The organism is Necropsobacter rosorum (assembly GCF_964241405.1).
Lineage (GTDB): Bacteria > Pseudomonadota > Gammaproteobacteria > Enterobacterales > Pasteurellaceae > Necropsobacter > Necropsobacter rosorum.
This window is the reverse complement of the sequence record NZ_CAXSXF010000004.1, coordinates 162,679-187,020: the sequence shown is the minus strand read 5'-3', so window position 1 is coordinate 187,020 and position 24,342 is coordinate 162,679. Positions and strand designations below refer to the sequence as shown.

The 24,342-nt window shown below is 51.6% G+C and carries 27 protein-coding genes, 1 pseudogene and 2 riboswitches; of the genes and pseudogenes, 14 read left to right on the top strand and 14 right to left on the bottom strand.

The window, feature by feature from the left end; translation table 11 throughout:
• Window positions 1–216 precede the first annotated feature (216 nt).
• The gene (recN, locus tag ACESOH_RS09175) at window positions 217–1,893 is read right to left on the bottom strand and encodes a DNA repair protein RecN (protein WP_373100880.1); all 1,677 of its coding nucleotides are present in this window, start codon (window positions 1,891–1,893) and stop codon (window positions 217–219) included.
• Window positions 1,894–1,970: 77 nt separating this feature from the next.
• Window positions 1,971–2,888, bottom strand: a complete 918-nt coding sequence (locus ACESOH_RS09170; protein WP_032093580.1) for an NAD(+) kinase — start codon at window positions 2,886–2,888, stop codon at window positions 1,971–1,973.
• 154 nt (window positions 2,889–3,042) lie between these two features.
• Between ACESOH_RS09170 and grpE the strand changes: the two genes are divergently transcribed.
• Window positions 3,043–3,639, top strand: coding sequence for a nucleotide exchange factor GrpE (gene grpE / locus ACESOH_RS09165; RefSeq protein ID WP_373100879.1), 597 nt, complete (start codon window positions 3,043–3,045; stop codon window positions 3,637–3,639).
• A 41-nt stretch (window positions 3,640–3,680) separates the two neighbouring features.
• On the opposite strand, the gene tadA is transcribed toward grpE, so the two are convergent.
• From tadA to ampD, 7 genes and pseudogenes are all read right to left on the bottom strand, one after another.
• On the bottom strand, window positions 3,681–4,154 hold the full coding sequence (tadA, locus tag ACESOH_RS09160; RefSeq protein WP_373100912.1) for a tRNA adenosine(34) deaminase TadA: 474 nt from the start codon (window positions 4,152–4,154) through the stop codon (window positions 3,681–3,683).
• A 26-nt stretch (window positions 4,155–4,180) separates the two neighbouring features.
• Window positions 4,181–4,993, bottom strand: coding sequence for a tetratricopeptide repeat protein (locus ACESOH_RS09155; protein ID WP_373100878.1), 813 nt, complete (start codon window positions 4,991–4,993; stop codon window positions 4,181–4,183).
• 3 nt (window positions 4,994–4,996) lie between these two features.
• Window positions 4,997–5,848: a thymidylate synthase gene (locus tag ACESOH_RS09150; protein WP_032093584.1), complete on the bottom strand. Its 852-nt coding sequence runs from the start codon at window positions 5,846–5,848 to the stop codon at window positions 4,997–4,999.
• 4 nt (window positions 5,849–5,852) lie between these two features.
• Window positions 5,853–6,656, bottom strand: coding sequence for a prolipoprotein diacylglyceryl transferase (gene lgt / locus ACESOH_RS09145; protein WP_373100877.1), 804 nt, complete (start codon window positions 6,654–6,656; stop codon window positions 5,853–5,855).
• 21 nt (window positions 6,657–6,677) lie between these two features.
• Entirely contained in the window at window positions 6,678–7,469 is a 792-nt protein-coding gene (locus ACESOH_RS09140; protein ID WP_032093586.1) for a sulfite exporter TauE/SafE family protein, read from the bottom strand.
• A gap of 129 nt (window positions 7,470–7,598) precedes the next feature.
• A pseudogene (gene rppH / locus ACESOH_RS09135) lies at window positions 7,599–8,067 on the bottom strand (RNA pyrophosphohydrolase); the annotation flags it as partial.
• 558 nt (window positions 8,068–8,625) lie between these two features.
• The gene (gene ampD / locus ACESOH_RS09130) at window positions 8,626–9,183 is read right to left on the bottom strand and encodes a 1,6-anhydro-N-acetylmuramyl-L-alanine amidase AmpD (RefSeq protein ID WP_373100876.1); all 558 of its coding nucleotides are present in this window, start codon (window positions 9,181–9,183) and stop codon (window positions 8,626–8,628) included.
• 122 nt (window positions 9,184–9,305) lie between these two features.
• On the opposite strand from ampD, the gene ACESOH_RS09125 reads away from it, so the two are divergent.
• From ACESOH_RS09125 to ACESOH_RS09070, 12 genes are all read left to right on the top strand, one after another.
• Window positions 9,306–9,734 carry a pilin gene (locus tag ACESOH_RS09125; RefSeq protein ID WP_373100875.1) on the top strand — a complete coding sequence of 143 codons (429 nt, stop codon included), beginning with the start codon at window positions 9,306–9,308 and terminating at the stop codon, window positions 9,732–9,734.
• A gap of 12 nt (window positions 9,735–9,746) precedes the next feature.
• Window positions 9,747–11,162 (top strand): GspE/PulE family protein, encoded by a 1,416-nt coding sequence (locus tag ACESOH_RS09120; protein ID WP_373100874.1) that lies wholly within the window; start codon window positions 9,747–9,749, stop codon window positions 11,160–11,162.
• The gene (locus ACESOH_RS09115) at window positions 11,149–12,372 is read left to right on the top strand and encodes a type II secretion system F family protein (RefSeq protein WP_373100873.1); all 1,224 of its coding nucleotides are present in this window, start codon (window positions 11,149–11,151) and stop codon (window positions 12,370–12,372) included. The genes ACESOH_RS09120 and ACESOH_RS09115 overlap by 14 nt, the downstream gene beginning before the upstream one ends.
• Window positions 12,369–13,133 carry a prepilin peptidase gene (locus ACESOH_RS09110; protein WP_373100872.1) on the top strand — a complete coding sequence of 255 codons (765 nt, stop codon included), beginning with the start codon at window positions 12,369–12,371 and terminating at the stop codon, window positions 13,131–13,133. The genes ACESOH_RS09115 and ACESOH_RS09110 overlap by 4 nt, the downstream gene beginning before the upstream one ends.
• Window positions 13,134–13,192: 59 nt before the next feature.
• Window positions 13,193–13,813: a dephospho-CoA kinase gene (gene coaE / locus ACESOH_RS09105; RefSeq protein ID WP_373100871.1), complete on the top strand. Its 621-nt coding sequence runs from the start codon at window positions 13,193–13,195 to the stop codon at window positions 13,811–13,813.
• The gene (yacG, locus tag ACESOH_RS09100; RefSeq protein ID WP_032093593.1) at window positions 13,806–14,012 is read left to right on the top strand and encodes a DNA gyrase inhibitor YacG; all 207 of its coding nucleotides are present in this window, start codon (window positions 13,806–13,808) and stop codon (window positions 14,010–14,012) included. Before coaE ends, yacG begins: the two co-directional genes overlap by 8 nt.
• The gene (locus ACESOH_RS09095) at window positions 14,012–14,278 is read left to right on the top strand and encodes a GNAT family N-acetyltransferase (protein ID WP_032093594.1); all 267 of its coding nucleotides are present in this window, start codon (window positions 14,012–14,014) and stop codon (window positions 14,276–14,278) included. The genes yacG and ACESOH_RS09095 overlap by 1 nt, the downstream gene beginning before the upstream one ends.
• Window positions 14,279–14,558: 280 nt before the next feature.
• Window positions 14,559–14,678, top strand: a riboswitch (glycine riboswitch).
• Between the two features lie 106 nt (window positions 14,679–14,784).
• A complete protein-coding gene (locus ACESOH_RS09090; protein WP_373100870.1) occupies window positions 14,785–16,152 on the top strand; it encodes an alanine/glycine:cation symporter family protein in 1,368 nt (455 codons plus the stop codon).
• A gap of 269 nt (window positions 16,153–16,421) precedes the next feature.
• Window positions 16,422–16,745, top strand: a complete 324-nt coding sequence (gene raiA / locus ACESOH_RS09085; RefSeq protein ID WP_032093596.1) for a ribosome-associated translation inhibitor RaiA — start codon at window positions 16,422–16,424, stop codon at window positions 16,743–16,745.
• A gap of 89 nt (window positions 16,746–16,834) precedes the next feature.
• A riboswitch (PreQ1 riboswitch) is annotated at window positions 16,835–16,879 on the top strand.
• 1 nt (window position 16,880) lies between these two features.
• Window positions 16,881–17,567, top strand: coding sequence for a 7-cyano-7-deazaguanine synthase QueC (gene queC / locus ACESOH_RS09080; RefSeq protein ID WP_032093597.1), 687 nt, complete (start codon window positions 16,881–16,883; stop codon window positions 17,565–17,567).
• Window positions 17,560–17,988, top strand: a complete 429-nt coding sequence (gene queD / locus ACESOH_RS09075) for a 6-carboxytetrahydropterin synthase QueD (RefSeq protein ID WP_373100869.1) — start codon at window positions 17,560–17,562, stop codon at window positions 17,986–17,988. The genes queC and queD overlap by 8 nt, the downstream gene beginning before the upstream one ends.
• Window positions 17,978–18,619, top strand: coding sequence for a 7-carboxy-7-deazaguanine synthase QueE (locus ACESOH_RS09070; RefSeq protein ID WP_032093599.1), 642 nt, complete (start codon window positions 17,978–17,980; stop codon window positions 18,617–18,619). Before queD ends, ACESOH_RS09070 begins: the two co-directional genes overlap by 11 nt.
• Window positions 18,620–18,623: 4 nt before the next feature.
• On the opposite strand, the gene xerD is transcribed toward ACESOH_RS09070, so the two are convergent.
• The 3 genes from xerD to proC are packed head-to-tail and all read right to left on the bottom strand — an operon-like array spanning window position 18,624 to window position 21,495.
• A complete protein-coding gene (gene xerD, locus ACESOH_RS09065; protein WP_373100868.1) occupies window positions 18,624–19,517 on the bottom strand; it encodes a site-specific tyrosine recombinase XerD in 894 nt (297 codons plus the stop codon).
• Window positions 19,514–20,680, bottom strand: a complete 1,167-nt coding sequence (locus tag ACESOH_RS09060; protein ID WP_373100866.1) for a 3-phenylpropionate MFS transporter — start codon at window positions 20,678–20,680, stop codon at window positions 19,514–19,516. The genes xerD and ACESOH_RS09060 overlap by 4 nt, the downstream gene beginning before the upstream one ends.
• A complete protein-coding gene (gene proC / locus ACESOH_RS09055; protein ID WP_373100864.1) occupies window positions 20,680–21,495 on the bottom strand; it encodes a pyrroline-5-carboxylate reductase in 816 nt (271 codons plus the stop codon). The genes ACESOH_RS09060 and proC overlap by 1 nt, the downstream gene beginning before the upstream one ends.
• Before the next feature lie 76 nt (window positions 21,496–21,571).
• Here proC and rdgC point away from each other — a divergent pair, with 76 nt between their 5' ends.
• Window positions 21,572–22,480 (top strand): recombination-associated protein RdgC, encoded by a 909-nt coding sequence (gene rdgC, locus ACESOH_RS09050; RefSeq protein WP_373100863.1) that lies wholly within the window; start codon window positions 21,572–21,574, stop codon window positions 22,478–22,480.
• Window positions 22,481–22,520: 40 nt separating this feature from the next.
• Here rdgC and ACESOH_RS09045 read toward each other — a convergent pair whose 3' ends face one another.
• Together ACESOH_RS09045 and oapA are read right to left on the bottom strand one after the other, a co-directional pair.
• Complete coding sequence (locus ACESOH_RS09045) at window positions 22,521–22,910, bottom strand: hypothetical protein (RefSeq protein ID WP_373100861.1); 390 nt, start codon at window positions 22,908–22,910, stop codon at window positions 22,521–22,523.
• 75 nt (window positions 22,911–22,985) lie between these two features.
• Complete coding sequence (oapA, locus tag ACESOH_RS09040) at window positions 22,986–24,287, bottom strand: opacity-associated protein OapA (RefSeq protein WP_373100859.1); 1,302 nt, start codon at window positions 24,285–24,287, stop codon at window positions 22,986–22,988.
• Window positions 24,288–24,342: the final 55 nt, after the last annotated feature.

Genomic DNA, 24,342 nt, shown 5'->3' with positions numbered 1-24,342 from the left:
AACCGAACACCGAACACCGAACACCGAACACCGAACACCGAACACCGAACACCGAACACCGAACACCGAACACCGAACACCGAACACCGAGCACCGAATACCGAATGCCGAATGCCGGATATCGCGTAATTTATCTTTGCCACCACAGACTGTTTTTTGATGCGATGGCAAATCAGCCGGGCTGAAATATGCTATTTATTGCTTGATTGAGGTTTTTCAGCTGACCGAATCCAGCATTTCCTGCGCATTGGCCAGGGCGCTGTCGGTCAGCTTGCTGCCTCCCAGCAGTTTTGCCAGCGCTTTTACCCGCTGCGAAGCGGAAAGTGCGGTCATTTTTGTCTCGGTTTTACCGTCGGTAGTTTGTTTTTCCACCCAGAAATGCTGGTGACCGCAACAGGCGACCTGCGGTAAATGCGTCACGCAAAGCACCTGACATTTCTGCCCCAGTTTACGCAAAAGTTTACCAACCACACTGGCGGTGGCGCCGCTGATCCCCGTATCCACTTCATCGAAAACTAGCGTCGAGACGGCGGATTTATCCGAGGTCAGCACCTGTAAGGCGAGTGCGACGCGGGATAATTCGCCGCCGGAGGCCACTTTTGCCAATGGCTGGGCGGATTGCCCCAGATTGGCGCACAGCATAAAGGTCAGGTTATCCGCACCGTTGGCGGCGATGTGATGCTCCGTCGGCTCAAACCGAATGGAAAATCGGGCGTTTTCCATGGCCAGCCGTTTAATGGAATTGGTGACTGCGACGGCCAGTTTTTCAGCGCCCTGTCGCCGGCTGTTGCTGAGCGCTTCAGCCGCCTCAATCATGGCGCGGTAGGCCAGCTGTTCCTGCTGTTTTAATTCTGCTTCGCGCTGTGAAAAATCCGTCAGTTGGTTTAATTCCTGCTTCAGACTTTGATGCAGCCCGACCAGGGCTTCCGGCATAACATTGTGTTTGCGCGCAAGTTGCAGCGCTTGGCTCATGCGCTGTTCCACCGCCTGTAATGAGGCCGGATCCTGCTCAATATCGGCGGATAACTGCTGAACTTCCGAGGTGGCTTCCTGAATCTGAATCAGCGCCTCCTGTAACATGCTTTGTACATCGGCATAGCGCGGATCCAGTTCACACAGTTCATCAATATACTGATTGGTGCGATGCAGCAGCGCATCAATGCTTACGCTTTCATTTTCGCTTAACAGTTGCAGCGTCGATTGGCAAAGCGAGATCAGCGCTTCGCTGTTGGACAGCCGTTTATGCTGCTCTTCCAGCGCCGGATATTCATGTTCTGTTAAGCCGAACAGATCCAATTCTTCCACCTGATATTGCAGCAATTGTTTTTTGGCTTCGTTTTCTGCGCAGTGCCGGCGGAACGCAGCGATTTGCTCTTGTAATGTTTTCCAAGTGCGGTAACTTTCACGCATGTTTGCCAGTAATTGCGGATGCGCGCAGAAGTTATCCACCAGTTGCAGCTGATAGTCGCTTTTCAAAAGCCGCTGCGAGGTGTGCTGCCCGTTGATGTGTACCAGATACTGCCCGACAGCTTTCAGCTGCGCAGCGGAAACCGGCGTGCTGTTGATAAACGCTTTTGAGCGGCCGTCGGCGTTGATAACGCGGCGCAGAATGCAACTTTCGGGATTATCCTGATCCTGCAATTCCTGTTCCTGTAGCCATTGATGAGCGGGATGCTGAGCGCTGATTTGAAAGGCGGCGCAGATGTCCGCGCGTTCCTGTCCTTCGCGCAGCATGCCGTTTTCCGTGCGCTGTCCGAGACACAGACCTAAGGCGTCAAGGGCGATGGATTTACCCGCGCCGGTTTCGCCGGTAATCACCGACATGCCGGCGGATAACTCGACATCCAGATGTTGAACGATAGCGAAATTATTGACGGTGAGCTGAGTGAGCATGGCAAAATCCTCTTATACTGTATGTTTATCAGTTTATAACTGTTTTTATATACAGTAAAGTGTTTTTTGCCGAAATATTAGGCCGAGTTTCTCAACCAACCGAGTTTGGAACTTAACACTTTGTAATAATTGTAACTTTTTAAATGTAACAGACGCAGTTTATGTTCGCTTTTATAAACGTGCACCACATCGTCCGGGGTAAAAGGCAGTGCGATCTGGCTGTCGCAGCCTACTTCCAATTGCGAGGTATTGTCTTCGGCGAAGCGAATGGAAATTTTCTGATCGCCGTCAATCACCAAAGGACGGGAAGACAAGGTATGCGGGAACATCGGAACCAGTGACAGCGCATTCAGCTGCGGCATCAGAATCGGCCCGCCGGCGGATAAAGAATAGGCGGTCGAACCGGTCGGGGTCGAAATAATCAAACCGTCGGAGCGCTGGGAAAAGGCCAGTTTGTCGTTAATATACACATGAAAATCGATCATATGGGCGATTTTTGCCGGATGGATGACTGCTTCATTCACCGCGTAACTGCGCGCGATAATGTTGTTGCCGCGCTCGACCGCCGCTTCCAGTATAAAACGTTCTTCGACAAAGAATTCACCGTTTTCCAGACAGGCTTCCAGTTGCGCATAGGCGTTTTTCGGATCAATATCGGTTAAAAATCCCAGATTGCCGCGGTTGATCCCAATGAGCGCGATATCATATTTGGCCAGAATCCGGGCGCGCCCGAGCATATTGCCGTCGCCGCCGATGACAATCGCCAGCTGAGCCAGACGGCCGATTTCATCAAGTTCCGCCAGATGATGAAAAGGCAAATCCAGACGTTCGCCGATGTCTTTTTCGACCAGCACGTTATATCCCCGCTCCGATAGCCACTGGAACAGGTTTTTGTGCATTTGCAGATTGATATCTTTACGCGGTTTTCCCACTAAACCGATGGTATGAAAGGAGATATGTAATTCGTCGTTGTCAATTAAATTATAGTTGGACATAGTGGTTCCATTTGTGCCAAAAAATAACCGCACTTGAATTCACAAAATTAGTGCCTATATTACACAGAAAGCTTTTTAGTTGCCAGCGCGGCGCGGGGAAAGTGTTAATTTTTATGTTACAATAGACGAAACCTTTTAATGAATGGAGCAGAGCATGTCAGAACAAGAAAAGAAAGTCAAAAATCCACAGGCGGAAACGCAGACGGAAAACCAAGAGGCGGCACCGGAACAACAGCCCGTCGCCGAGGAACCGACTGAAGAACAGGACGCGCTGGAAGAGGCGATTGCCCGGGTGCAGGAACTGGAAGAACAATTAGCGGAAACCGCCAAAAAAGAACAGGACATTTTATTGCGTACCCGGGCGGAAATGGATAATATTCGCCGCCGTGCGGAGCAGGATGTGGAAAAAGCGCATAAATTCGCGCTGGAAAAATTTTCCAAAGAGCTGCTGGAAACCATTGATAATTTAGAACGCGCCTTAGCCACGCCGGCCAATCTGGAAGATGAAAGCATGAAAGCCTTGATGGACGGGGTGGAGCTGACGCTGAAAGGGTTACTGGCGACCGTTGCGCGTTTCGGCGTGGAACCGGTCGGTGCGGTCGGCGAGACGTTTAATCCGGATTTGCATCAGGCGATTTCCATGCAGCCGACGGAAGGATTTGACAGCAATCAGATTACCACCGTATTACAGAAAGGCTATTTGCTGAACGGCCGTGTGATTCGCCCGGCAATGGTCATGGTTGCCGCATAACGGGATTAACTTATACAGGCGGTGTTCCGCCTGCTTTTGGCTCAGCGATCCGCCGCGTGTTGTTTGGCGGATTTTTTTTGTTCGCGTCTTTTGCGGAAAAACTCACTCAGTTTGCGGCTGCATTCCGCTTCCAGTACCCCGCCGGTAATTTCCAGCGTGTGATTCATTTTATAATCGTCAAAAAAATGAAAGCGGGAACCGACCGCGCCGGTTTTATAATCCGCCGTCCCGAACACTAAGCGTTTAATCCGGCTGTGTAAAATCGCGCCGGCGCACATGGTGCAGGGTTCAAGGGTGACATACAGGGTGGTATTTAACAAACGGTAGTTCTGCACTTTTTGTCCGGCATCGCGCAAGGCGACGATTTCCGCATGGGCGGTGGGATCGGAGTTGACAATGGATAAATTCCAGCCTTCGCCGAGGATTTCGCCCTGTTCATCAACCAATACCGCGCCGACGGGAATTTCGCCCAAGGCTTCGGCTTTATCCGCTAAAGAAAGCGCATAACGCATCATTTTCTGATCAAAATCCGACCGCACTTTCAGATTCCTTTCTGGTTCAGATCTTTGTAATAATCGCAGCCGCGCTGATCGCCGTTGTCACAGGCATCGCCGTAAAGGGCTTTGGCTTTTTTCAGATCCTGTTTGATGCCGTTACCCTGTTCATATAAGGCACCGAGGTTCAGCTGGGCCGGCGCGTGTTGCTGGGAAGCGGCTTTGCCGTACCAATCGGCGGCGGTCTGCGTATTTTGCGCCACACCGATACCGTTTTGATACATTACGCCTAAGCTGAATTGCGCCGGTGCATGATTTTGTCCGGCGGCCTGTTCGAACCAGTGCTTGGCCTGACGGTAATCCTGCGCGAGATGATTCAGCCCTTTGTAATACATCATCGCCAAATCGAACTGCGCTTGCGCATAACCCTGTTCCGCCGCGCTCTCCAGCCAGGTTTGCGCGATATTCAGATCCTGACGTAGCCCCTGCCCGTTCAGGTACATATAAGCCAGACGGTATTGCGCCGGCGCAAAATGTTGCTCTGCGGCCCGTTTATACAGTTTGGCGGCGGTGTGATAACTTTGCTCCACTCCCTGACCTTTTTCATACAAATAGCCAAGGTTGAATAAACCCGCCGGCAAATTCTGCTGTGCGGCTTTATCGTACCAGAAGGCGGCATTCGCATAATCCTGCTTGTTTTCATACTGTTCGCCCAGATAAACCTGCGCTTCGGCATTACCTTGTTCGGCACCCTGTTGCAACAGCGCCGCCGGTGTTTGTTTGTCGTAAGCGGTTTCCGCCAAGGCGGCCTGCGATGCCGGCAGCATAATAGCGAACAGCAGCGAGATAACGGCTTTCATCGTTTATACCGAAAACGGATATTTAATCGCGGCGTGACACTGATAACCGCTCACCTTGAAATCATCCAGCGTGACCCAGGTTTCCAAATCCTGCAACGTCTTAATGTCCGGGTTGATTTCCAGCTTCGGCAGCGCAAACGGTTCGCGTTTTAACTGCACATCACGCATTAAATCGAGCTGATCTTCATAAATATGGGCATTGACGATTTTATGGAACGCCAGCCCCGGTTTTTTGCCGGTGATTTGTGCCATTAACGCCAGAAAAGTAAAGACCTGAATCTGATTGAAATTCAGCCCCAGCGGCACATCGCAGGAACGCTGATAACTGGTTAAATACAGGGTATCGCCCAGCAGCGAAAACGTGTGCGTATGCATGCACGGCCGCAGGCAGCCGAGATCAATTTCGCCCGGATTATAAAAGGTCATGATTTCGCCGCGATCATCAATGCCTTTTGTCAGATGATCAACGATTTTACGCAGCTGATCGACGCATTCCCCGTTCGGTTTGCGCCAGGCGCGTCCCTGCACGCCGTAAACCCGTCCCATATCGTCAACGCCTTTGCGCTGCGGATTATTCAGCCAAGCGAGGTTTTCGTTGGCATTGGCGTCCCAGGTTTTGGCGCCCAGTTTGCGGAAATCGGCGGCATTGTCGTAGCCGCGCAGATAACCCAGAAATTCGGCGATGGCGGCTTTCCAGTAACTTTTACGGGTGGTGATCAGGGGAAACTGATTTTCCGCCACATTGTAAGTCAGATCCGCATCGATCACGGTCAGACAGCGCTTGCCGGTACGCTGATTTTCGATCCAGCGTCCTTCATCAATAATGCGCTGGCACAATGCTAAATATTGACGCATAAACTTATCCTTTTTTGACCGCACTTTTATAGGAAATGGCGATAATCGTGAGGCCGATAATAATCATCGGGGCGGACAGAATCTGCCCCATGGAAATCTGCTGGCCGAAGAATAATCCCAGTTGGGGATCCGGTTCGCGGAAAAATTCGACGATAAACCGGAACAGGCCGTAACAGGTTAAAAATAAACCGGCAACCGAACCTGTCGGGCGCGGTTTTTGGATGAACCGGTTCAGAATAAAAAACAGCAGCAACCCTTCCAGCACCGCTTCATAGAGCTGCGACGGGTGGCGCGGCAGATAACCGCCGGACGGGAATAACACCGCCCAAGGCACATCGGTTACACGTCCCCACAGCTCATCGTTGATAAAATTGCCGAGCCGTCCCATACCCAGACCGAACGGAATTAACGGCGCAACAAAATCAGCGGTCGCCCAGAAGCCGCGTTTTTGCAGCCGGGCGGTAATGTACATGGCGAGGATCACGCCGATTAAACCGCCGTGAAACGACATGCCGCCTTCCCAGACACGAAACAGATAGGCGGGATCCTGCACAAAGTAGTCGAACTGATAAAACAGAATATAACCGATGCGCCCGCCGAGGAAAACGCCCAAAAAGCCGTTAAACAGCAGATTGTCCACCTGTTCCGTCGTCCAGCCGCTGTCCGGGCGATTGGCGCGGCGCACCGCCAGCCAGCGGGCGAAAACAAAACCGATTAAATACATCATGCCGTACCAACGCAGGCTGACCGGGCCGAGTGAGAAAATCACCGGATCAAATTGGGGAAAAGCGAAAAATTCCGAATTCATAAATTTCCTTCTGACAAATAATTATCGAATAATCATATCAATCGCGATGGCGATTAACAGTAATGCAAAATAACGTTTTAAGGTCGGCACCGGTAATTTCGTTGTGGTAGTGGCGCCGAGTTTCGAGGTGAAAAATGAGGTTAACGTAATGCCGATCACGGCGGGCAGATAAACATAACCGACGGAATAAGCCGGCATATTGGCCGCATTCCAGCCGCCGACCATAAAACTCAGCATGCCGGATAAGCCGAGCAGCATTCCGCAGAAAGCGGATGAACCGATGGCTTTTTTCATTTCAATGCCGCGTGAATTTAAAAACGGCACGATAAATCCGCCGCCGCCGATACCGGCTGCGCTGGAGGCAATTCCGATCAATACGCCGCCGATGACCGATGAAGTGGTGGTCAGCGGCTTGTGCGCCGCTTTCGGTTTAATGGATAACAGCATTTTGACCGCCAGATAAATCACCAGACAGGCGAAAATCTTACTGGCGATGTCTTTGTCCAGTTTGCCGATAAATAGACCGGAAATAAAGGTTGACAGCATAATGACCGGCGCCAGAATCTTGACCGCATCCCAGACGACATTGCCGAGTTTATGGTGCCGTTGAGCCGAGGAAAAACCGGTAATCACGATAGTGGCGAAAGAGGTGCCGAGTGCCGAGGACATTAACACATTGTCCGGCACGCCCACCATCGGTAACAGATAAACCAGCACTGGAACAATGACCAGACCGCCGCCGATGCCGAATAAACCGGCCAGAAAACCGACCAGCGATCCCACCGCCAGACAGATAAGAAAAAAGGTCAACATATTAACCCCTTGTTTTATTTGATGAACGTTTTTGATATTTGGCAGAACCGGATTTTTTGGCCGGCTGCGCATGTTTAGTTTCGTGACGGTAAAGCGGACTTTTGCCGGCAAGCGGATCTTTATGCTGATCAAACAACACGGCCGCGAATTCTTTCATCGCTTTACGATAAACGTCTTTTTTGAACGACACCACCTGACGAACCGGATACCAAAAACTGACCCAGCTCCAGCCGTCAAATTCGGGCGATTTGTTGGATTGCACATTAATATTGGCGTCGTCCGAAATCAACTGCAGCAGAAACCAGCGCTGCTTCTGCCCGATGCACATCGGTTTGCTGTCGTAACGCAATAAACGCTTCGGCAGTTTATAACGCAGCCATTGCTTGGAGACGTACAGAATTTTGACATCTTTCGGGCTCAGTCCCACTTCTTCGAACAGTTCGCGGTACATCGCCTGCTCCGCACTTTCATTATCGTTAATGCCGCCTTGAGGAAACTGCCAGGAATTCTGCCCGTATCTTTTCGCCCAGAGTACTTGTCCTTTGCGGTTGCAAATCACGATACCCACATTCGGACGGTAGCCATCGAAATCGATCACTATCCCTCACCTTAATTTTTGTCTGATTATATTGATAGCGCTAAATTGTTTCATAATCCGGCATTTTTAACAACTGCTAATCATGATTTTAAACGCAAAACCCGGCCGTGCGAAAAGGTGTGGATAACGCTGTGTATAGGCGGCGCATAAATGCCGAACGGATTAAACATGATCCGCGCAGGATCATTGGCATGCAAGGATCTTATTGCGGGCTAATCGCGATCTATGCTGTTTTAATCACTTGATCCTTGAGGATTTCGAACCGCACTTTTTTAGCGCGCTTTATGTCGATAAAAACAACAGTTTGCCCTCGCCCGGTCTGGTTGCTTGAGGTTGAGACGGCGGGCTGTGAGTTATTCAGAATTTCTGTGGATAACTGTGTGACTGATCGCAGGGATAACCCTGAGTAACTTTTCAATTCCTCAACCTTTCGGCTAACAGATTTTAAAATGTTGATATTTATCAATTGGTTAGTTGTTCATTGCGGATTTCCCCCGCATATGAAAAACCGCATAAAAAAGGTGGTTGTTTATTAAGCAGGACGCTCGGGCGGTAGGATTAAAGCCGCGACAAATAGTCCGCCCAGTCGAAATACTGGCCGGGATCGATTTTGCGCCCGGGAGCAATGTCGCAATGCCCGACAATGCGTTCTTTACTGATTAACGGATACTGCGCCATAAGGCGGCGGGTTATCTCGCTGAGTGCGCGGTACTGCGCTGCGGTAAAGGGTTGCTGATTACTGCCTTCCAGCTCAATGCCGATGGCAAAATCATTGCATTTTTCCCGCCCCTGAAAACAGGATTGGCCGGCATGCCAGGCGCGATCGGCAAAACTGACATACTGAGTTACGCGCCCGGTGCGCTCAATCAGACAATGAGCCGAGACGCGCAGCTGAGAAATTTCCCGAAAATACGGATGAGCCTGAGGGTCGAGCCGGCCGAGAAAAAAATCATCGATATACCCGCCGCCGAACTGTTCCGGCGGCAGGCTGATGTAATGAATCACCAATAAAGAAATATCATTGGGATCCGGGCGCGGATCATAATGCGGCGAAGGCCGTTTTCTGGCATCGGTCAGCCAGCCGTGTGAAATGGTGTGTGATGGTTTTTGGCTCATAAAAATGTATTTTTGCGATCCCGATCGAAAAAAAAGTGCGGTGCGTTTGCCGTCGGTTTTTCTGTTATGCACACTGCCTGTCACCGCTTATGACAACTACGGCACATATAAGGAAAACCATTATGCAAATCTCCTATCCGGCAAAAATCGAGCAGGGATTTACCCTTATCGAATTAATGATCGTTATTGCAATTGTGGCGATTCTGGCGACAATTGCGATTCCGTCTTATCAGAATTATACCAAAAAAGCGGCGGTTGCAGAATTGCTGCAAGCCTCCTCCCCCTATCGCTCGGAAGTGGAGCTGTGTATTTATCATCAGGGCGGCAGAGAAAACTGCCATGCCGGCAGCCACGGGATTCAGCATAAGCTTGAAAATAAAGGCCGGGTGGCTTCCATAGAGGTAAAAAGCGGTGTCATTACGGTCAGCGGGCGCGACAGTCTGGCAGATACCACCTATATTCTAACGCCGGACGGCGATGTCGCTCAAGGCGTGTCCTGGCAGGCGGCCTGCTCACCGGCGGAGATTTTCCCGGCGGGCGCTTGCAGCTAATCGGGAGGAAATATGCCCGGCTATAAGTCCGACGCGGCGCGCAGTGTCGTCGCCATGGACGGAAAACCGTTCGAAATAGCACCGCACTTATGGAACAAAAACCGGCAGCAAGCGGCGTTGCTGCTGCGCTATTTTGCCGTACCTTTACGCGAAGAGGCGCATTCGCTGTGGCTGGGTATTGATAATCTGACCAACCTTGCCGCCTGTGAAGCCTTTTCATTTATCCGCGGCAAGGTTGTCGAACCGGTATTACTGGAAACAGCTGTGCTGAAAGCGCTGTTGCAGGCGCTGGCTCCGTCAGTGGCGGAGGAGCCGCAAACGGCTTTTTATGCCCCGACGGAGGTTGATGTGGCGCCAGCTCAGGAAACACATAACGATGAACCGGTGATCGCGCTGCTGGAACGGATTTTCGAACACGGATTACGCCGCAAGGCTTCCGATATTCATCTGGAACCGCAATCCGGCGGTCTGCAAGTGCGGTTTCGCATTGACGGCGTTTTACAGCGACAAGCGCCGGTGGCGGCAGCGCTGGCGGATCGTTTGATTTCCCGTTTAAAATTACTGGCGAAGCTGGATATCAGCGAAAACCGCCTGCCGCAGGACGGACGCTTTCAGTTTAAAACCGCCTTTTCCGACAGGCTGGATTTCCGTTTATCCGTGCTGCCGACCAATCGGGGCGAAAAAGCGGTGCTGCGCTTGCAGCAGAACAAACCCGTACACCTGAGTTTTGCCGAACTCGGTATGACACCGCCGCAGCAAGCTGCGCTGCAACAGGCACTCTCCCGGCCGCAGGGGCTGATTTTGGTAACCGGCCCGACCGGCAGCGGTAAAAGCATTACGCTTTATACCGCACTGGAATGGCTGAACCGGTCGGAAAAACATATTATGACGGCCGAAGATCCCATCGAAATCGAATTGCCGGGCATTATTCAGACACAGGTGAATTTGCAAATCGGTCTGGATTTCAGCCGTTTGCTGCGTACTTTTTTGCGACAGGATCCCGATATTATCATGCTGGGGGAAATCCGCGACGAGGAAAGTGCTGCCATGGCGTTACGGGCGGCGCAGACCGGGCATCTGGTGTTATCCACATTGCATACTAATAATGCGGTTTCGGCGATTTCCCGCTTGCGGCAGCTGGGCATTCGCCAGCATGAAATTGAGAGCGCGTTATTGCTGGTGATTGCTCAGCGTTTAGTTCGTAAACGTTGCCTTGCTCATCAAACAGAAAATTGTGATTGTTATCAGGGATATAAAGGGCGTATCGGCATTTATCAATTTTTACAACCGCACTTTTCAGCGCAACAGACCGAATATCGGACGGATTTTGCCGATTTGACGGCCAGCGCAATGGAAAAAGTCAATGCGGGACTGACGGATTTAACTGAAGTCGAACGGGTGCTGGGTAAAGGTGATGAATCGATTTAAACAGTTTCGCTGGCAAGGCATTGATCATTTACGACAAAAACAACGGGGCGAGATCGTCGCGGCCAACGTCGATGAAGCACGGCAAGCCTTGTTCCGACAGGGATTGCGACAGATCAGGCTACAGCCGAACTGGCAATGGTCAAGCAAACCGCAACAAGCGGAAATCAGCGAACTGGCGATGCAGCTGGCGGTACTGCTGCAGGCCGCACTGCCGTTGAAAAACAGTCTGGAGCTTATGCGTCAACACTGTACGAACGTGGCGCTTTATCAATGGCTGGACGGATTAATTGCGGATCTTGAACGCGGACTGCGCTTTTCACAGGCGCTGGATAATCAGGCGCGCTATTTCACTTATCAGGAGCGCCAACTGATCAAAGCCGGGGAAATGAGCGGCAAACTGGCACAGGTCTGCCAACAGATTGCCCGGCACAAAGGCCGTGCTTTGGCGCTGCAGCGTAAGCTACAGAAAATTCTGCTTTATCCGTTGTTGGTATTGGCGGTGTCGCTGATATTAACCCTGTTATTGTTGATTTTTATCGTGCCGCAATTCGCACAGCTGTATGTCGGTCACAATGCCGCGCTGCCTGCGTTTACGGCGCTGCTGATGTATCTGTCCGACGGCTTGCGTCAGTATGTTATTCAGTTTCTGCTGCTGGCGGTTTTGTCGGTGCTGTTTCTGCGTTTGCGCCTGAAAAGCTCCCGCCGTCTGCATCTGTGGAAAAACCGCTTGCTGGCGTCTATGCCGGTGTTGGGCGAGATTATCCGCTTATCCCGGCTGGTGGCGTTTAGCCGCAGTCTGCATTTGATGCTGCAGGCCGGTGTTCCGCTGAATCAGGCGCTGCAATCCTTTTTGCCGAAGATACAAAGCTGGCTGGTGAATAATCGGCCGGAAGGCGATCCGGTATTAACCGCCGAGGTGGATTATATGCTGCAACGGATTAACCGCGGCTACGCATTTTCACAGAGTCTCGGCTGTCGATTGTTTCCGCCGCAGGCAAGACAAATGCTGCGAATCGGGGAGCAAAGCGGCAATCTGACGATGATGCTGCAACATATTGCCGAGAATTATCAACAGCGTCTCGATCATCGGATCGATTTGTTATCGCAGATGCTGGAGCCGTTGTTAATGGTGATTATCGGCGGGCTTATCGGCATGATTATGCTCGGCATGTATCTGCCGATATTTAATATGGGCGCGGTGCTGCAATGAGTTATCTGGCGGCGGTATTGTGCGGCATGTTGGTCGGCGCCCGGATTTTCCGTTATGTTTCCACCTTTGCCGAGCATACCGTCAGGCAGGTTTATCACAATTATGTGGAAATTTTCAGCCGTAATCCGCCGCACTTTTGCCCTCGCGATGCCGTCTTACAGGCTAAAAAGTGCGGTGCGTTTTACGCCTATTTAATCGCTTTCGGCGCGTGGTTTTTATGCTGTTTTATCGCCTTTGAACCGGTTTTGTTCGCCTTGTGGATCGCGATATATTGCAGTCTGCTGTTTGTGATCGCGTTGATTGACTGGCAATACCGTCTGATTCCGCCCGCCTTGTGCCAGCTATTGTTTGCATTAGCGCTTGCCGGCGCATACGGGCGGCTGACCCCGTTGACGGTGGAACAAAGCCTGCTCAGTGCCATGGCCGGATTTAGCGGCTTTTATCTGATTTATCATCTGGCCAAAGGCTATTATCGGCAGGAGGCGTTAGGGCGGGGCGATTACTGGCTGATGCTGGGGTTGGGCGGTTTTGTGCCGCTCTCACAGCTGCCGTTAGTGGTATTGCTTGCCTGTCTCGGCGGACTGGCCTATGGGCTGTATTTGCGTTTACGCTCTAAACATGCCCGCTTGATTCCCTTTGCGCCGTTTTTATGTGCCGCCGGATTACTTTGTTTTATCTTTTATATGGGCAATTTCGACAGGATATGCCACAATGATAGCCATGTTGTTTGTCTGGTTATCCCGCACCTTTCCGGGCATTAACCGGCTTGCGTGTTGCAATCGGCGCTGCGGGATAACTCTTGCGGCATTAAGGAAAAACAATGACGTATATTGTAGGATTAACGGGCGGTATCGGCAGCGGTAAAAGCACGGTGGCGGATTTTTTTGCCGAACTGGGCGTGCCGGTGGTGGATGCGGATGTTATTGCGCGCGAAGTGGTGGCAAAAGGCACGCCGCTTTTGCCGCAAATCGTACGGCATTTCGGTGAGGACATATTAACCGAACAGGGCGAACTTAACCGGGGCGCGCTGCGCGAGCGGATTTTCGCCGATGATGCGGCGCGGCAATGGTTGAATTCGATATTGCATCCCGCGATTCGGCAGGCGATGCTGAGCCGGTTACGGGCGCAAACCTACCCGTATGTGCTTTGGGTGGTACCGCTGTTAATTGAAAATCATCTGACCGCACTTTGTGATCGGGTGCTGGTGGTGGATGTGGCGCCGGAAACGCAACTGTTACGCGCCGCCAAGCGGGATAAAAATAACGCGGCGCTGATTAAAAATATCATGCGCTCGCAAGTCAGCCGCGCAGAGCGCTTGTGTGTCGCTGATGATGTGATTGACAATAACAGGGATTTCACAGCATCGTTACCCGAAATCAAACAAAAAGTGTTAGAATTACACCGTTATTATTTACAACAGGCAGGAACCGAACATGAGTGACGATAGTTTTGAAGTGCCTTGCCCGATTTGCAGAAAACCGGTGGTGTGGTCGGCACAAAGTCCGTACCGTCCTTTTTGCAGCAAGCGCTGTCAGCTGATTGATCTGGGCGAATGGGCAAGCGAGGAAAAGGCGATTCCGTGCGATACGGCGGATTTTGCGACAGACGACAATTTTGGGGAAGACTGGAGAAAACATTGATGAACATTCAGCATCAACAGGGCGAAAAAGACGGGGTGTTTTTTCTAACCGACGGCGAGAACCGTCGGATTGCCGAGCTGACCTATTATTTTGTGGATCAAAACACCATTAACGCCAACCATACTTATGTCTCGGAAAGTTTACGCGGGCAGGGCGTGGCGGATCAATTATACCGTGCGCTGCGGGATTTTATTGCCGCCCGCCGGCTGAACCTGATCCCCGGCTGTAGCTATATTGCTAAAAAATGGCAAAAGGAAACGCGCTGAGCGTGTTGTTCTCTTTAACATGACGACGGGCTGATTTCGATAATCGGCCCGTTTTGTTTGCCGGTATGGCCGGCGCTAAATGAGCGTGTATAAGCGGCAGGCCGAATAAATCCGGCGGCGGTTATTGAGCTTCGGCGTTGATCCTGCTAAAATTCACCGCACTTTTATTTATTGCAATAAAAGACAAGTTCGGATGAAGGTAGCTGGAGAGTAGGGAATTGACCCTGCACCGACGAGGTAAAATCTTTCAGGTGCTAATAGATTAGCGAGGACTGTTACTGGACGAACCCTTGGAGAGATCCGTTGTGCGATGGCACAAAATGGACGCCGAAGGCGCAAAAGAGCGGTCGTTTTTTCGACTGTTTTTGAAACGCTCAGGCAAAAGGACAGGGGCAAGAGACTATTCAGGTGATTTTAGCGCCGGCTGCGGCGTTATTTCTATTTTATTCATTCGCCAAACATCTTTTCGCCTCCTTGTAAACCGCGATTTTTTACGAGGAATTCACATGTCGCTGGAAACGATATTATCATCGATCAATTCATTTATCTGGGGCCCGCCGCTGCTGATTTTGCTGTCCGGTACCGGGCTTTATCTGACGTTGCGTCTCGGTTTTATTCAGATTATTCATCTGCCGCGGGCGTTGGTTTATTTATTTAAAAAAGAGCGCGGACAGAAAAAAGGCGATGTTTCCGCTTTCGCCGCGCTTTGCACCGCACTGGCGGCAACTATCGGCACCGGCAATATCGTCGGCGTGGCGACCGCCATTCAAGCGGGCGGGCCGGGCGCTATGTTCTGGATGTGGCTGGTGGCGCTGCTCGGGATGGCGACCAAATACGCCGAATGTCTGCTGGCGGTAAAATATCGCGTGCGCGATAAACAAGGCTTTATGGCGGGCGGCCCGATGTATTATATTGAGCGCGGGCTGGGCATCGGCTGGCTGGCGAAACTGTTTGCCGTTTTCGGTGTGCTGGTGGCGTTTTTCGGTATCGGTACGTTTCCGCAGATTCAGGCCATTACGCACGCGATGAACGATACCTTTCATGTGCCGGTGGCGCTGAGTGCCGCGGTGATGACGCTGTTGGTCGGACTGATTATTCTGGGCGGCGTGAAACGTATTGCGACCGTCTCTTCCGTGCTGGTGCCGTTTATGGCGGTACTGTATGTGGCGACGGCGGTGGTGATCATTATTTTTAACTGGCGGCAGGTTCCGGCGGCGGTTACGCTGATTATTCACAGCGCCTTTGAGCCGCAGGCGGCATTGGGCGGTGCCTTGGGTTATACGGTGATGAGAGCCATTCAATCCGGTGTGGCGCGCGGGATTTTTTCCAACGAGTCGGGGCTGGGCAGTGCGCCAATTGCCGCGGCCGCAGCGCAAACCCAGGAACCGGTGCGTCAGGGGCTGATTTCCATGACCGGCACGTTTCTGGATACCATTATCGTCTGTTCGATGACCGGTATCGTGCTGGTGTTAACCGGTGCGTGGCAGTCGGATATGGCGGGGGCGGCGGTCACCAATTACGCTTTTTCGCAGGGATTAGGCAACAGTATCGGTGCGACGATCGTGACTGTCGGGCTGCTGTTTTTTGCCTTTACCACCATTTTGGGCTGGTGTTATTACGGCGAGCGCTGTTTTGTTTATCTGGCCGGGGTAAAGGGGATTAAACTTTACCGCACCGTATTTATCGTGCTGGTCGGCTGCGGCGCTTTCATTCATCTGGAATTAATCTGGATTCTGGCGGATATTGTCAACGGATTAATGGCGTTTCCGAACCTGATTGCACTGGTCGGATTGCGGCATGTGGTGGTGAGTGAAACGGCGGATTATTTTGCCCGTCTGAAACTGCGCCACATGGCGCAGGACGAGCCGGCTTGATCGCTGAATCTTGTTTAAAAGATAAACTAAAACAAAGGGTTGCTGACGATAATCAGCAACCCTGCGGCGCAAAAAACTTTATCATCATAGCAATTTTCAAGGCAAAAGACAGTATCTTTTTTCAGATTTTCCACCCAGATCATAATTTTTCTTTTTTCCGTCGGAATTCGTCATAAAGTGCTTGAAAAGTCAGGATAACGACGCTATTTTGTTACTAAAGGATTTCACGGAGTAGAAATACTCTTCATTAAAACAAAGAGGTAAATGCTATGACTCTAAATATCACAAGTAAACAAATGGATATCACCCCTGCAATTCGTGCTCACGTCGAAGAAAGACTTGCTAAGTTAGGTAAATGGCAAACTCAGTTAATCAATCCGCATTTCATTTTAAACAAAATTCCGCAAGGTTTTTCGGTTGAAGCCTCAATCGGCACGCCGCTCGGTGATCTGTTCGCCAGCAGTCAGTCGGAAGATATGTATAAAGCGATTAATGAAGTCGAAGAAAAATTAGAAAAACAACTGAATAAATTGCAGCATAAAGGCGAAGCCCGTCGTGCCGATGAACGTTTAAAAGACTCTTTTGCCGAATAATCACGCGGCATGTTAATTCGGCCCGTCTGTAATGACGGGCTTTTTTGTTGGACAATCGCCGCTTTCACGGTACAATGGCGGCACGTTATAGTCTCGTGGTTCGCAACCCTCCCACGCAAAAAAACTAGGAAAATTATGTCTTTATCAACTCAAACGGGCGATCGCAAAGCGGTTGTCATTTTCTCCGGCGGACAGGATTCCACCACCTGCCTGATACAGGCCATTGCGGATTATGGTCGCCGGCAGGTAGAAACCGTCACCTTCCGATACGGTCAGCGTCATGCTATTGAACTGGAAAAAGCCGCCTGGATTGCACAGGATCTCGGCGTTAAACAAACCTTGATCGACACCTCGGTGATCTCATCCATTACCACCAACGCCTTAATGCAGGACAACGCCGAGATCAAGCCGGGCCCACAAGGCGTGCCGAATACCTTTGTGGACGGACGCAATGCGCTGTTTTTGCTTTATACGGCGATTTACGCCAAAGGGCAGGGCATCCGCGATATTATTACCGGCGTGTGCGAAACGGATTTCAGCGGTTATCCCGATTGTCGTGACGTGTTTATTAAATCCATGAATGTCACGCTGAATTTGGCCATGGATTATCATTTCAATCTGCGCACGCCGTTAATGTATCTGACCAAAGCGCAAACCTGGGCGCTGGCCGACGAGCTGGGCGCCCTGGATTACATCAGAACCCATACGCATACCTGCTATAAGGGCGTCGAACACGGCTGCGGCGAATGTCCGAGCTGTGTATTGCGCGAAAAAGGGCTGAAGGAATATTTGCAACAGAAAAGTGCGGTGGAAAATGTTTAAAGTTTCGAAAGAATTCAGTTTTGATATGGCGCATCTGCTGGACGGGCACGACGGCAAGTGCCGCAATCTGCACGGTCATACCTATAAACTGCAGGTGGAAGTGAGCGGCGATTTGCACCCGCAGGGTGCCAAGAAAGGCATGGTGATGGATTTTACCGATCTCAAAGCGGTGGTGAAAACGCTGATTTTAGATCCGATGGATCATGCTTTTATTTACGATACCACCAGTCGGCGCGAATGCCGGATTGCCGCGCTGTTGCAGGAGCTGGACTCGAAAACATTCGGGATGCCGACGCGGACCACCGCGGAAGAAATGGCGCGGTTTATTTTTCAGCGCCTGAAACGGGAAGCGGGGCTGCCGGTATCGGCGATCCGGCTGTGGGAAACGCCGACTTCTTTTTGCCAGTACGATGAAAATTAATCAGCTCCTGCCGACGGCGGATGAACCGCAATATGCCGTTGTGGAAATTTTCGAAAGTCTGCAGGGCGAGGGCGCCAATACCGGCATGCCTTGCGTGTTTATCCGTTTCGGCAAATGCAATTTGGCCTGTTCCTGGTGCGATACGGAATTCAACCGTTTCCGCTGGATGCGCTTAAGCGAGATTATGCGCAAAGTGCGGTCGTTTTCCGCCAAGAATATTATTATCACCGGCGGCGAGCCGACAATTCAGCCGAAATTAACCGCACTTTTGACTCACCTGAAACTGGCGGGCTATTTTCTTGCCATGGAAACCAACGGGTTAAAACCGGTTGCGCCGCAGATTGATTATATTGCGGTGAGCCCGAAAGCGGAGTATCGGGAACGATACCGTCGGCGCTGTATCGCTTTCGCCGATGAAGTGCGGATTGTCGCGGACGGAGAAATGCTGGAGTTCTGTGCGGAAATAGAAGCGCGGATTCAGGCAACCTATTATTATCTGTCGCCTTGCGACATTAACGGCGAAATGAATCTGCTGCATACCGTGCGCCAACTGGGTTTGCTCAATCAGCGCGCCGGTAAACCCCGCTGGTTGTTGAGCCTGCAAACGCACAAATTAATCGGCATGGCATAACGCGCTAGCCGCGCGGGTGATAACGTTCGTGCAGATGTTTCAGCCGTTCCTTGGCAACATGGGTATAGATCTGGGTGGTGGATAAATCGCTGTGGCCGAGCAGCATTTGCACCACCCGCAAATCCGCGCCGTGATTAACCAGATGAGTGGCGAATGCATGACGCAGCACATGCGGCGATAACGCGTCGCAGTCGATTTCCGCCAGAACCGCATAATGCTTTATGCGATGCCAGAAAGTCTGGCGGGTCATTTGATTGCCGCGACGGCTTGGAAACAGCGTATCGGCACTTTGTCCGGCCAGTAAAGCCGCCCGTCCGTACAGGATGAACTGGCGCACCCAATAAGCCGCTTCTTCCCCCATCGGCACAATGCGTTCCTTATTGCCCTTACCGATAACCCGCACGACGCCCTGATTCAAACTGATACTGTCGATATTCAGCGCCACCAGTTCGCTGACCCGCAAGCCGGTGGCATACAGCAGCTCCAGCATAGCTTTGTCGCGCAACTCCAGCGGTTCGTCAATATTCGGCGTATTCAGCAAATCCGTCACTTGCTGTTCCGTCAGATATTTCGGCAGCCGCCCCGGTAATTTGGGCGAACTTAATACCGCACTGGGATCATCGGTGCGGTATGCTTCGCGGTATAAATATTGAAACAGCTTACGCAGCGCACTTAACAGGCGCGCCGTGCTGGTGGCTTTGTAGCCCTGCTGTAATCTTTCGCCGAGAAAGGTTTGCAGATCCACCGCATCCAGCGTCAGCAGGTTGAGTGCGTGTTTTTCCAGCCAGCGACACAGTGCGCTGAGATCCAGCCGGTAAGACTGCACGGTATTGTCCGATAAACCTTTTTCCAGCCAGAGTTCGTTCAGAAACAGTTCAAGCAACGCCGTATCTTTCATGAGGCCTCGTTACGGAGCAAAAAGGCTTCCACTTTCGGCGGAATAAATAACAGCGCCATAAGCGCCACCCCGCTCATTAGCGCGAAGGTGAGTGACGGCGAAAGCGGATACAGCACACCGGATAACGCTGTCAGCAGCGCCACCGCGGCACAACTGGACAAGCCGTTGTATAATCCCTGCAATTTGGCGATCGTATTTTGCGGCTGGGTGGTGATATAACGTACCATGGCATAATGACTGGCGGCATAGGTCAGACTGTGCAAAAGCTGTGCTGCGGCGATAACCGTCAGTTCCTGCGTTGAGCCCAGCACGCCCCAGCGCAGTGCCGCCGCCAGCGCGGAGAGATAAAACAGGCGGCTGACGTTCCAGTGTTTGAATAATCTGGTGGAAAAGAAAAACAACACGATTTCTGCAACCACGCTTAAACCCCAAAGCAAACTGGTGGTTTGCACCGAAATGCCCGATTCCGTCCAGTACAGCACGCTGTAAGCGTAATAAGCCGCATGGGAACCTTGGATCAGCGAAATGGCAATCAGCAGGCGCAGGGTGGTACGGTTTTTCAGCAGTTGCCCGAAAGTGACCGTATTTTCGACCGCACTTTCCGTTTCATCATGCGGCGGCGTATGCGGCGAATTCATCTGCATAACCGCATACAGCCCTAAAAGTGCGGTTAAAATCCAGATAATATAATACTCGCTGCTTATGCCGATAAGATAGCCGAACAGGGTTACGCCGACCACAAACGCCGCGGAGCCGATCAAACGCGCCTTGCCGTAATCCAGATGGATTTGTTTCTGCCAGGTGGACGCCAGCGTGTCGCTAAGCGGCATGCCCGCCGCATTCAGCATGGCAAACAGCCAGATTGCGCCGCACAACAGCCAGAAAGTCTGCGCCAGAAAGGCGATAACGAACATCACCGCACAGCTCAGCCACGCCAGATAGCGTAGCGCGTTGAGCAGCTGAGAGGCGCGTTTGACCAGTGCGGAAAAGAAAATGCCGCCGATAAAACGGAATAAATAAGACGACGCCAGAATTAAACCGATAGTTTCCGCGCCGTAAGATTGCGATTTCAGCCAAACGGGAAAAAACGGTACGAAAACGCCGTAGGCGCAGTAATAGCCGAAAAAGCTCAGTGCCAGCCAGGTAAAAGGAGAGATTTTCATTAAAACAGTTTTTCCATTTCTTGCGAACGTTGCACACAGGCCCGAATTGCCTGCCGTACGGTCTGTTCCAGATCGTGCTGCGTAAATACGGCCAGTGCCGCCGCTGTGGTGCCGCCTTTCGAGGTGACGTTTTGCCGCAGCTGCGCGAAAGACAGCGCCGGGTTTTCAGCGGCCATTTTAGCCGCGCCGAAAGCGGATTGCTGAACCAGCAGACGCGCATCGGTTTCTGTCAGTCCCATTTCCGTTAAGGCGTTCTGCATGGCTTCCATAAACAGGAAAAAATAAGCCGGGCTGCTGCCGGACGCCGCCGTTATCAGGTGCATATCGCTTTCTTTTTCCACCCAGCAGCTTTCGCCGACGGCGTTTAATAACTCCTGCGCAAAGGCTTTTAACGGCTGCGGCAGATTCGGTTCGGCAAACAGCCCCGCCATGCCGGCGGAAACGAACGCCGGTGTATTCGGCATGACGCGGACAATATGCCGTGCGCCGGGCAGTAACGCTTGTAAACGTGCCACCGGCACCGCGGCGGCGATGGAAATTAATAATTTGTCGGCAAAATTCACCGCACTTAACGGCGCGCAGACAGCGCCGATCACCTGCGGTTTCACCGCTAATAACACCGCTTCCGCACGGGTGGCCGCCGCAAGATTGTCATCGCTGACCTGCACGCCCTGAGCGGCAAAGATGTCCCGTCTGTCCTGATTCGGATCGCAGACGATAATTTGCTGCGCCGGATAACCTTTTTTTAACAGCCCGAAGACAATCGCCTGCGCCATATTGCCGCCGCCGATAAACGCGATTAATTTATGTTGCATATTTTTATCCCGAATAAGTTACAATAGAAAACCGATATAGGCACACATTTTACCTGAATAATAATAAGGATCTACTATGTTTTGGTTTAAACACGCAATGATTTACCGGCTGACAAAAACACTGGACTGGGAGGCGACGCGTTTGCAGCAGCAACTGAGTCAATGCGAATTTTATGCCTGCAGCCAATCGGATATGAGTAAATTCGGCTGGACGAATCCGTTGCGCGGCAGCGAATTGCTGCATTTTTCCGTCGGCAAGCAGATTCTGCTGGTGGCACATAAAGAAGAGAAAATTCTGCCGGCGCATGTGGTTAAGCGTGAACTGGACAGCCGGATCAATGCGCTGGAACAGAAAGAAAACCGTAAACTGAAGAAAACGGAAAAACAGGCGTTAAAAGACGATGTGGTGTCTGCGCTGCTGCCGCGCGCATTCAGTAAACATCAGCAAACCGCGCTGTGGATCGATACGGAAAACAACCTGATTTATGTGGATGCCGCATCCGGCAAACGGGCGGAAGATGTGCTGGCGTTATTGCGCAAATCCTTAGGCTCGCTGCCGGTGGTGCCGTTAAGTTTTGCCAATGAGCCGACTTCGGTGATGAGCGATTGGGTGGCGAATGAGACGATGCCGCAGTGGCTGACCGTGCTGGAGGATGCCGAACTGAAAGGCAGTCAGGACAATGCGGTGATCCGCTGTAAACAGCAGGCACTGGATACGGATGAAATGTTATCGCTGTTGCAGGCGGGCAAACACATTAGCAAGCTGGCTTTGGAATGGGAAGCGCATCTGACGTTTGTGCTGAATGAGGATTGCAGCTTAAAACGCCTGAAATTCGCCGATCAGATCCGTGAAAAAAACGAGGATATTTTAAAAGAAGATATCGCTCAGCGTTTTGATGCGGATTTTGTGCTGATGACCGGCATATTGGCGAAATTAACCGAAAACCTGCTGAATGAATTCGGCGGAGAAAAAGTGCGGTTGTAAACGACCGAATTTCAGGACGCCGCGGCGTCCTTTTTGATGCTTATTGCTGTTCTACGCACTGCTCGGCCAGTACCTCTCCCACCGCACTGGTTAAGGTGCTGTATTCGCTGCGTTCGGTCCAATGCCAATGAATATTGGTGAATTTGCGACCGCTCTCGGAAATGGCCTGAGTGAGCTTTTGGGTGCTTTGTTCAAAGGTGAGCGTAATTGAGGTGAGTTTTCTTTTCTTATTGCCCGGTGTGCGAATAATGCGCACCACTTTGTTGTCTTTGCACAAATAACGCGTCGCTTTGCCGCCCGGCTGTGTGGTTTTTTCCACGACCGTTGCAGGCGCTTTCGGCGCGCTTTGGGATGGCGCAGGCGGTATCAGTGGCTGGCTGCAGGCCGCAAGCCCGAATATGAAAGTCAATAAAAATCCCGTTTTTAACATGACATCCCCTTTTATGGTGTGCTGAAAAACAGCGTTTAAATGCAATGAAAAGGTGGGAACACTCCCACCTTAAAATTATTTTTTATATTGATAGCTACCGTCTGACTGGCGTACGAAACGGCTGCCGTTAGACAGGCGCAGTTCGCTGACGCGGCCTTGACCGTTTAACGAAACCTGAACTTTATCGCCCGGTTTAAAGCTGCTTAATACGTTACCGGCGCCGTTTGCCTTGGTCATCGCATTGACATCGGCGATATTCAGGTTGTTGTCGCGGAATACCTGCATTAAGGTGACACCCTGTGGCACGGTTAAAGTTTTACCCGTTGTGGCACCGGCCGTTTGTTTGGCGGCGGAGGCTCCGGCGGCTTTTGCTTCGACCACCGGCGCGCCTTTGCGTTCAGGTTTGCCGGCCGTCGCCGTGGTTTTGCTTTCACCGGCTTTGGCGGCCTGAACCGGCTTAACCGGTTTGGTGGCGGTTGTCGGTTCATGACGAACCGGTTTACTGGCTTCGGCGTGAACCGCACTGCTGCGGGTCGGCTGTGGTGAAACCGGTTTTGGCGCAACCATCGGTTCGGTGCCGGCGTGAGTTTCTGTCGCCGCTGGATTCGGTGCAGGCTGAACGGCTGTTGGTTGTGTTGCCGCCGGCTGAGTATCGGTCGCTTGCGGCGCGTTATGCTCCGCCGGGTTTACGGCGGCCTGTTCTTCGCGCTGTGCATTGGCATCGGTGGCGTTCATTGCCGGCACATCGGCCACCTGTTCGTTTTGCCCGTTATTCATATTGTCCAGCAGCGTATTTTCTAACGGCTGGCTTTGATCCAGAGACTGGAACTGGGTCGGAATATTGGTCGCCGATTGTTCGAAGGAATGAACGGTTTCCGAGCTTGGTTTTAACCAGGATACAATCAGTAAAATAATAACGGCGACCAGTAAGGCGATGAAAATCCGGCGGTATTTCGGCGGTAATGCCTGTAAAATCGCCCAGTTCTCCGGATTTTTCAGATTTCTTGCCGGCGCCGGGGCTGCGGATTGCGCATTCTGGGATGCGGCATCCGGCGTGCTGTTGTCGTTTGTTACCGTGTTGTCGCCGGCCGGTGTCGCCGCGGGCGGCACAGTCTGCTCATCGTTTGGCAAGCCGCTTTGGGCGTTTGTGTTTGTCGTGCCGATTGTCGGTTCTTGACGCGCGCTGAATTGCGCCGCCAGGGCTTCTTTCCGAGTAAAAGACTGCATGATACCTTTCGCTTTGTTTAACAATGAGGGTTCAGAGGTCATCGGCTTTTTCGGCGTAATCGGCTCAATTTGATTAAATTCGAGATCCAATTCGTTTTGTGCCGGATTGGTTTTCACCTCTGTGTCAGGTTTGTTTTGTTCAGTTGTCACGGTTATACCTTAATGCTAACAGTAAAAAGAGAGGCACTTATACAAAGTGCGGTCG

Coding starts and splice junctions, on each gene's coding strand:
- grpE (WP_373100879.1), top strand. CDS start 3,043: ATGTCAGAACAAGAAAAGAAAGTCAAAAATCCACAGGCGGAAACGCAG.
- ACESOH_RS09070 (WP_032093599.1), top strand. CDS start 17,978: ATGAAAATTAATCAGCTCCTGCCGACGGCGGATGAACCGCAATATGCC.
- ACESOH_RS09095 (WP_032093594.1), top strand. CDS start 14,012: ATGAACATTCAGCATCAACAGGGCGAAAAAGACGGGGTGTTTTTTCTA.
- lgt (WP_373100877.1), bottom strand. CDS start 6,656: ATGAATTCGGAATTTTTCGCTTTTCCCCAATTTGATCCGGTGATTTTC.
- ACESOH_RS09060 (WP_373100866.1), bottom strand. CDS start 20,680: ATGAAAATCTCTCCTTTTACCTGGCTGGCACTGAGCTTTTTCGGCTAT.
- proC (WP_373100864.1), bottom strand. CDS start 21,495: ATGCAACATAAATTAATCGCGTTTATCGGCGGCGGCAATATGGCGCAG.
- yacG (WP_032093593.1), top strand. CDS start 13,806: ATGAGTGACGATAGTTTTGAAGTGCCTTGCCCGATTTGCAGAAAACCG.
- ampD (WP_373100876.1), bottom strand. CDS start 9,183: ATGAGCCAAAAACCATCACACACCATTTCACACGGCTGGCTGACCGAT.
- xerD (WP_373100868.1), bottom strand. CDS start 19,517: ATGAAAGATACGGCGTTGCTTGAACTGTTTCTGAACGAACTCTGGCTG.
- recN (WP_373100880.1), bottom strand. CDS start 1,893: ATGCTCACTCAGCTCACCGTCAATAATTTCGCTATCGTTCAACATCTG.
- ACESOH_RS09150 (WP_032093584.1), bottom strand. CDS start 5,848: ATGCGTCAATATTTAGCATTGTGCCAGCGCATTATTGATGAAGGACGC.
- ACESOH_RS09115 (WP_373100873.1), top strand. CDS start 11,149: ATGAATCGATTTAAACAGTTTCGCTGGCAAGGCATTGATCATTTACGA.
- coaE (WP_373100871.1), top strand. CDS start 13,193: ATGACGTATATTGTAGGATTAACGGGCGGTATCGGCAGCGGTAAAAGC.
- rdgC (WP_373100863.1), top strand. CDS start 21,572: ATGTTTTGGTTTAAACACGCAATGATTTACCGGCTGACAAAAACACTG.
- tadA (WP_373100912.1), bottom strand. CDS start 4,154: ATGATGCGTTATGCGCTTTCTTTAGCGGATAAAGCCGAAGCCTTGGGC.
- ACESOH_RS09045 (WP_373100861.1), bottom strand. CDS start 22,910: ATGTTAAAAACGGGATTTTTATTGACTTTCATATTCGGGCTTGCGGCC.
- ACESOH_RS09170 (WP_032093580.1), bottom strand. CDS start 2,888: ATGTCCAACTATAATTTAATTGACAACGACGAATTACATATCTCCTTT.
- queD (WP_373100869.1), top strand. CDS start 17,560: ATGTTTAAAGTTTCGAAAGAATTCAGTTTTGATATGGCGCATCTGCTG.
- ACESOH_RS09120 (WP_373100874.1), top strand. CDS start 9,747: ATGCCCGGCTATAAGTCCGACGCGGCGCGCAGTGTCGTCGCCATGGAC.
- ACESOH_RS09110 (WP_373100872.1), top strand. CDS start 12,369: ATGAGTTATCTGGCGGCGGTATTGTGCGGCATGTTGGTCGGCGCCCGG.
- ACESOH_RS09125 (WP_373100875.1), top strand. CDS start 9,306: ATGCAAATCTCCTATCCGGCAAAAATCGAGCAGGGATTTACCCTTATC.
- ACESOH_RS09155 (WP_373100878.1), bottom strand. CDS start 4,993: ATGAAAGCCGTTATCTCGCTGCTGTTCGCTATTATGCTGCCGGCATCG.
- ACESOH_RS09090 (WP_373100870.1), top strand. CDS start 14,785: ATGTCGCTGGAAACGATATTATCATCGATCAATTCATTTATCTGGGGC.
- raiA (WP_032093596.1), top strand. CDS start 16,422: ATGACTCTAAATATCACAAGTAAACAAATGGATATCACCCCTGCAATT.
- queC (WP_032093597.1), top strand. CDS start 16,881: ATGTCTTTATCAACTCAAACGGGCGATCGCAAAGCGGTTGTCATTTTC.
- ACESOH_RS09140 (WP_032093586.1), bottom strand. CDS start 7,469: ATGTTGACCTTTTTTCTTATCTGTCTGGCGGTGGGATCGCTGGTCGGT.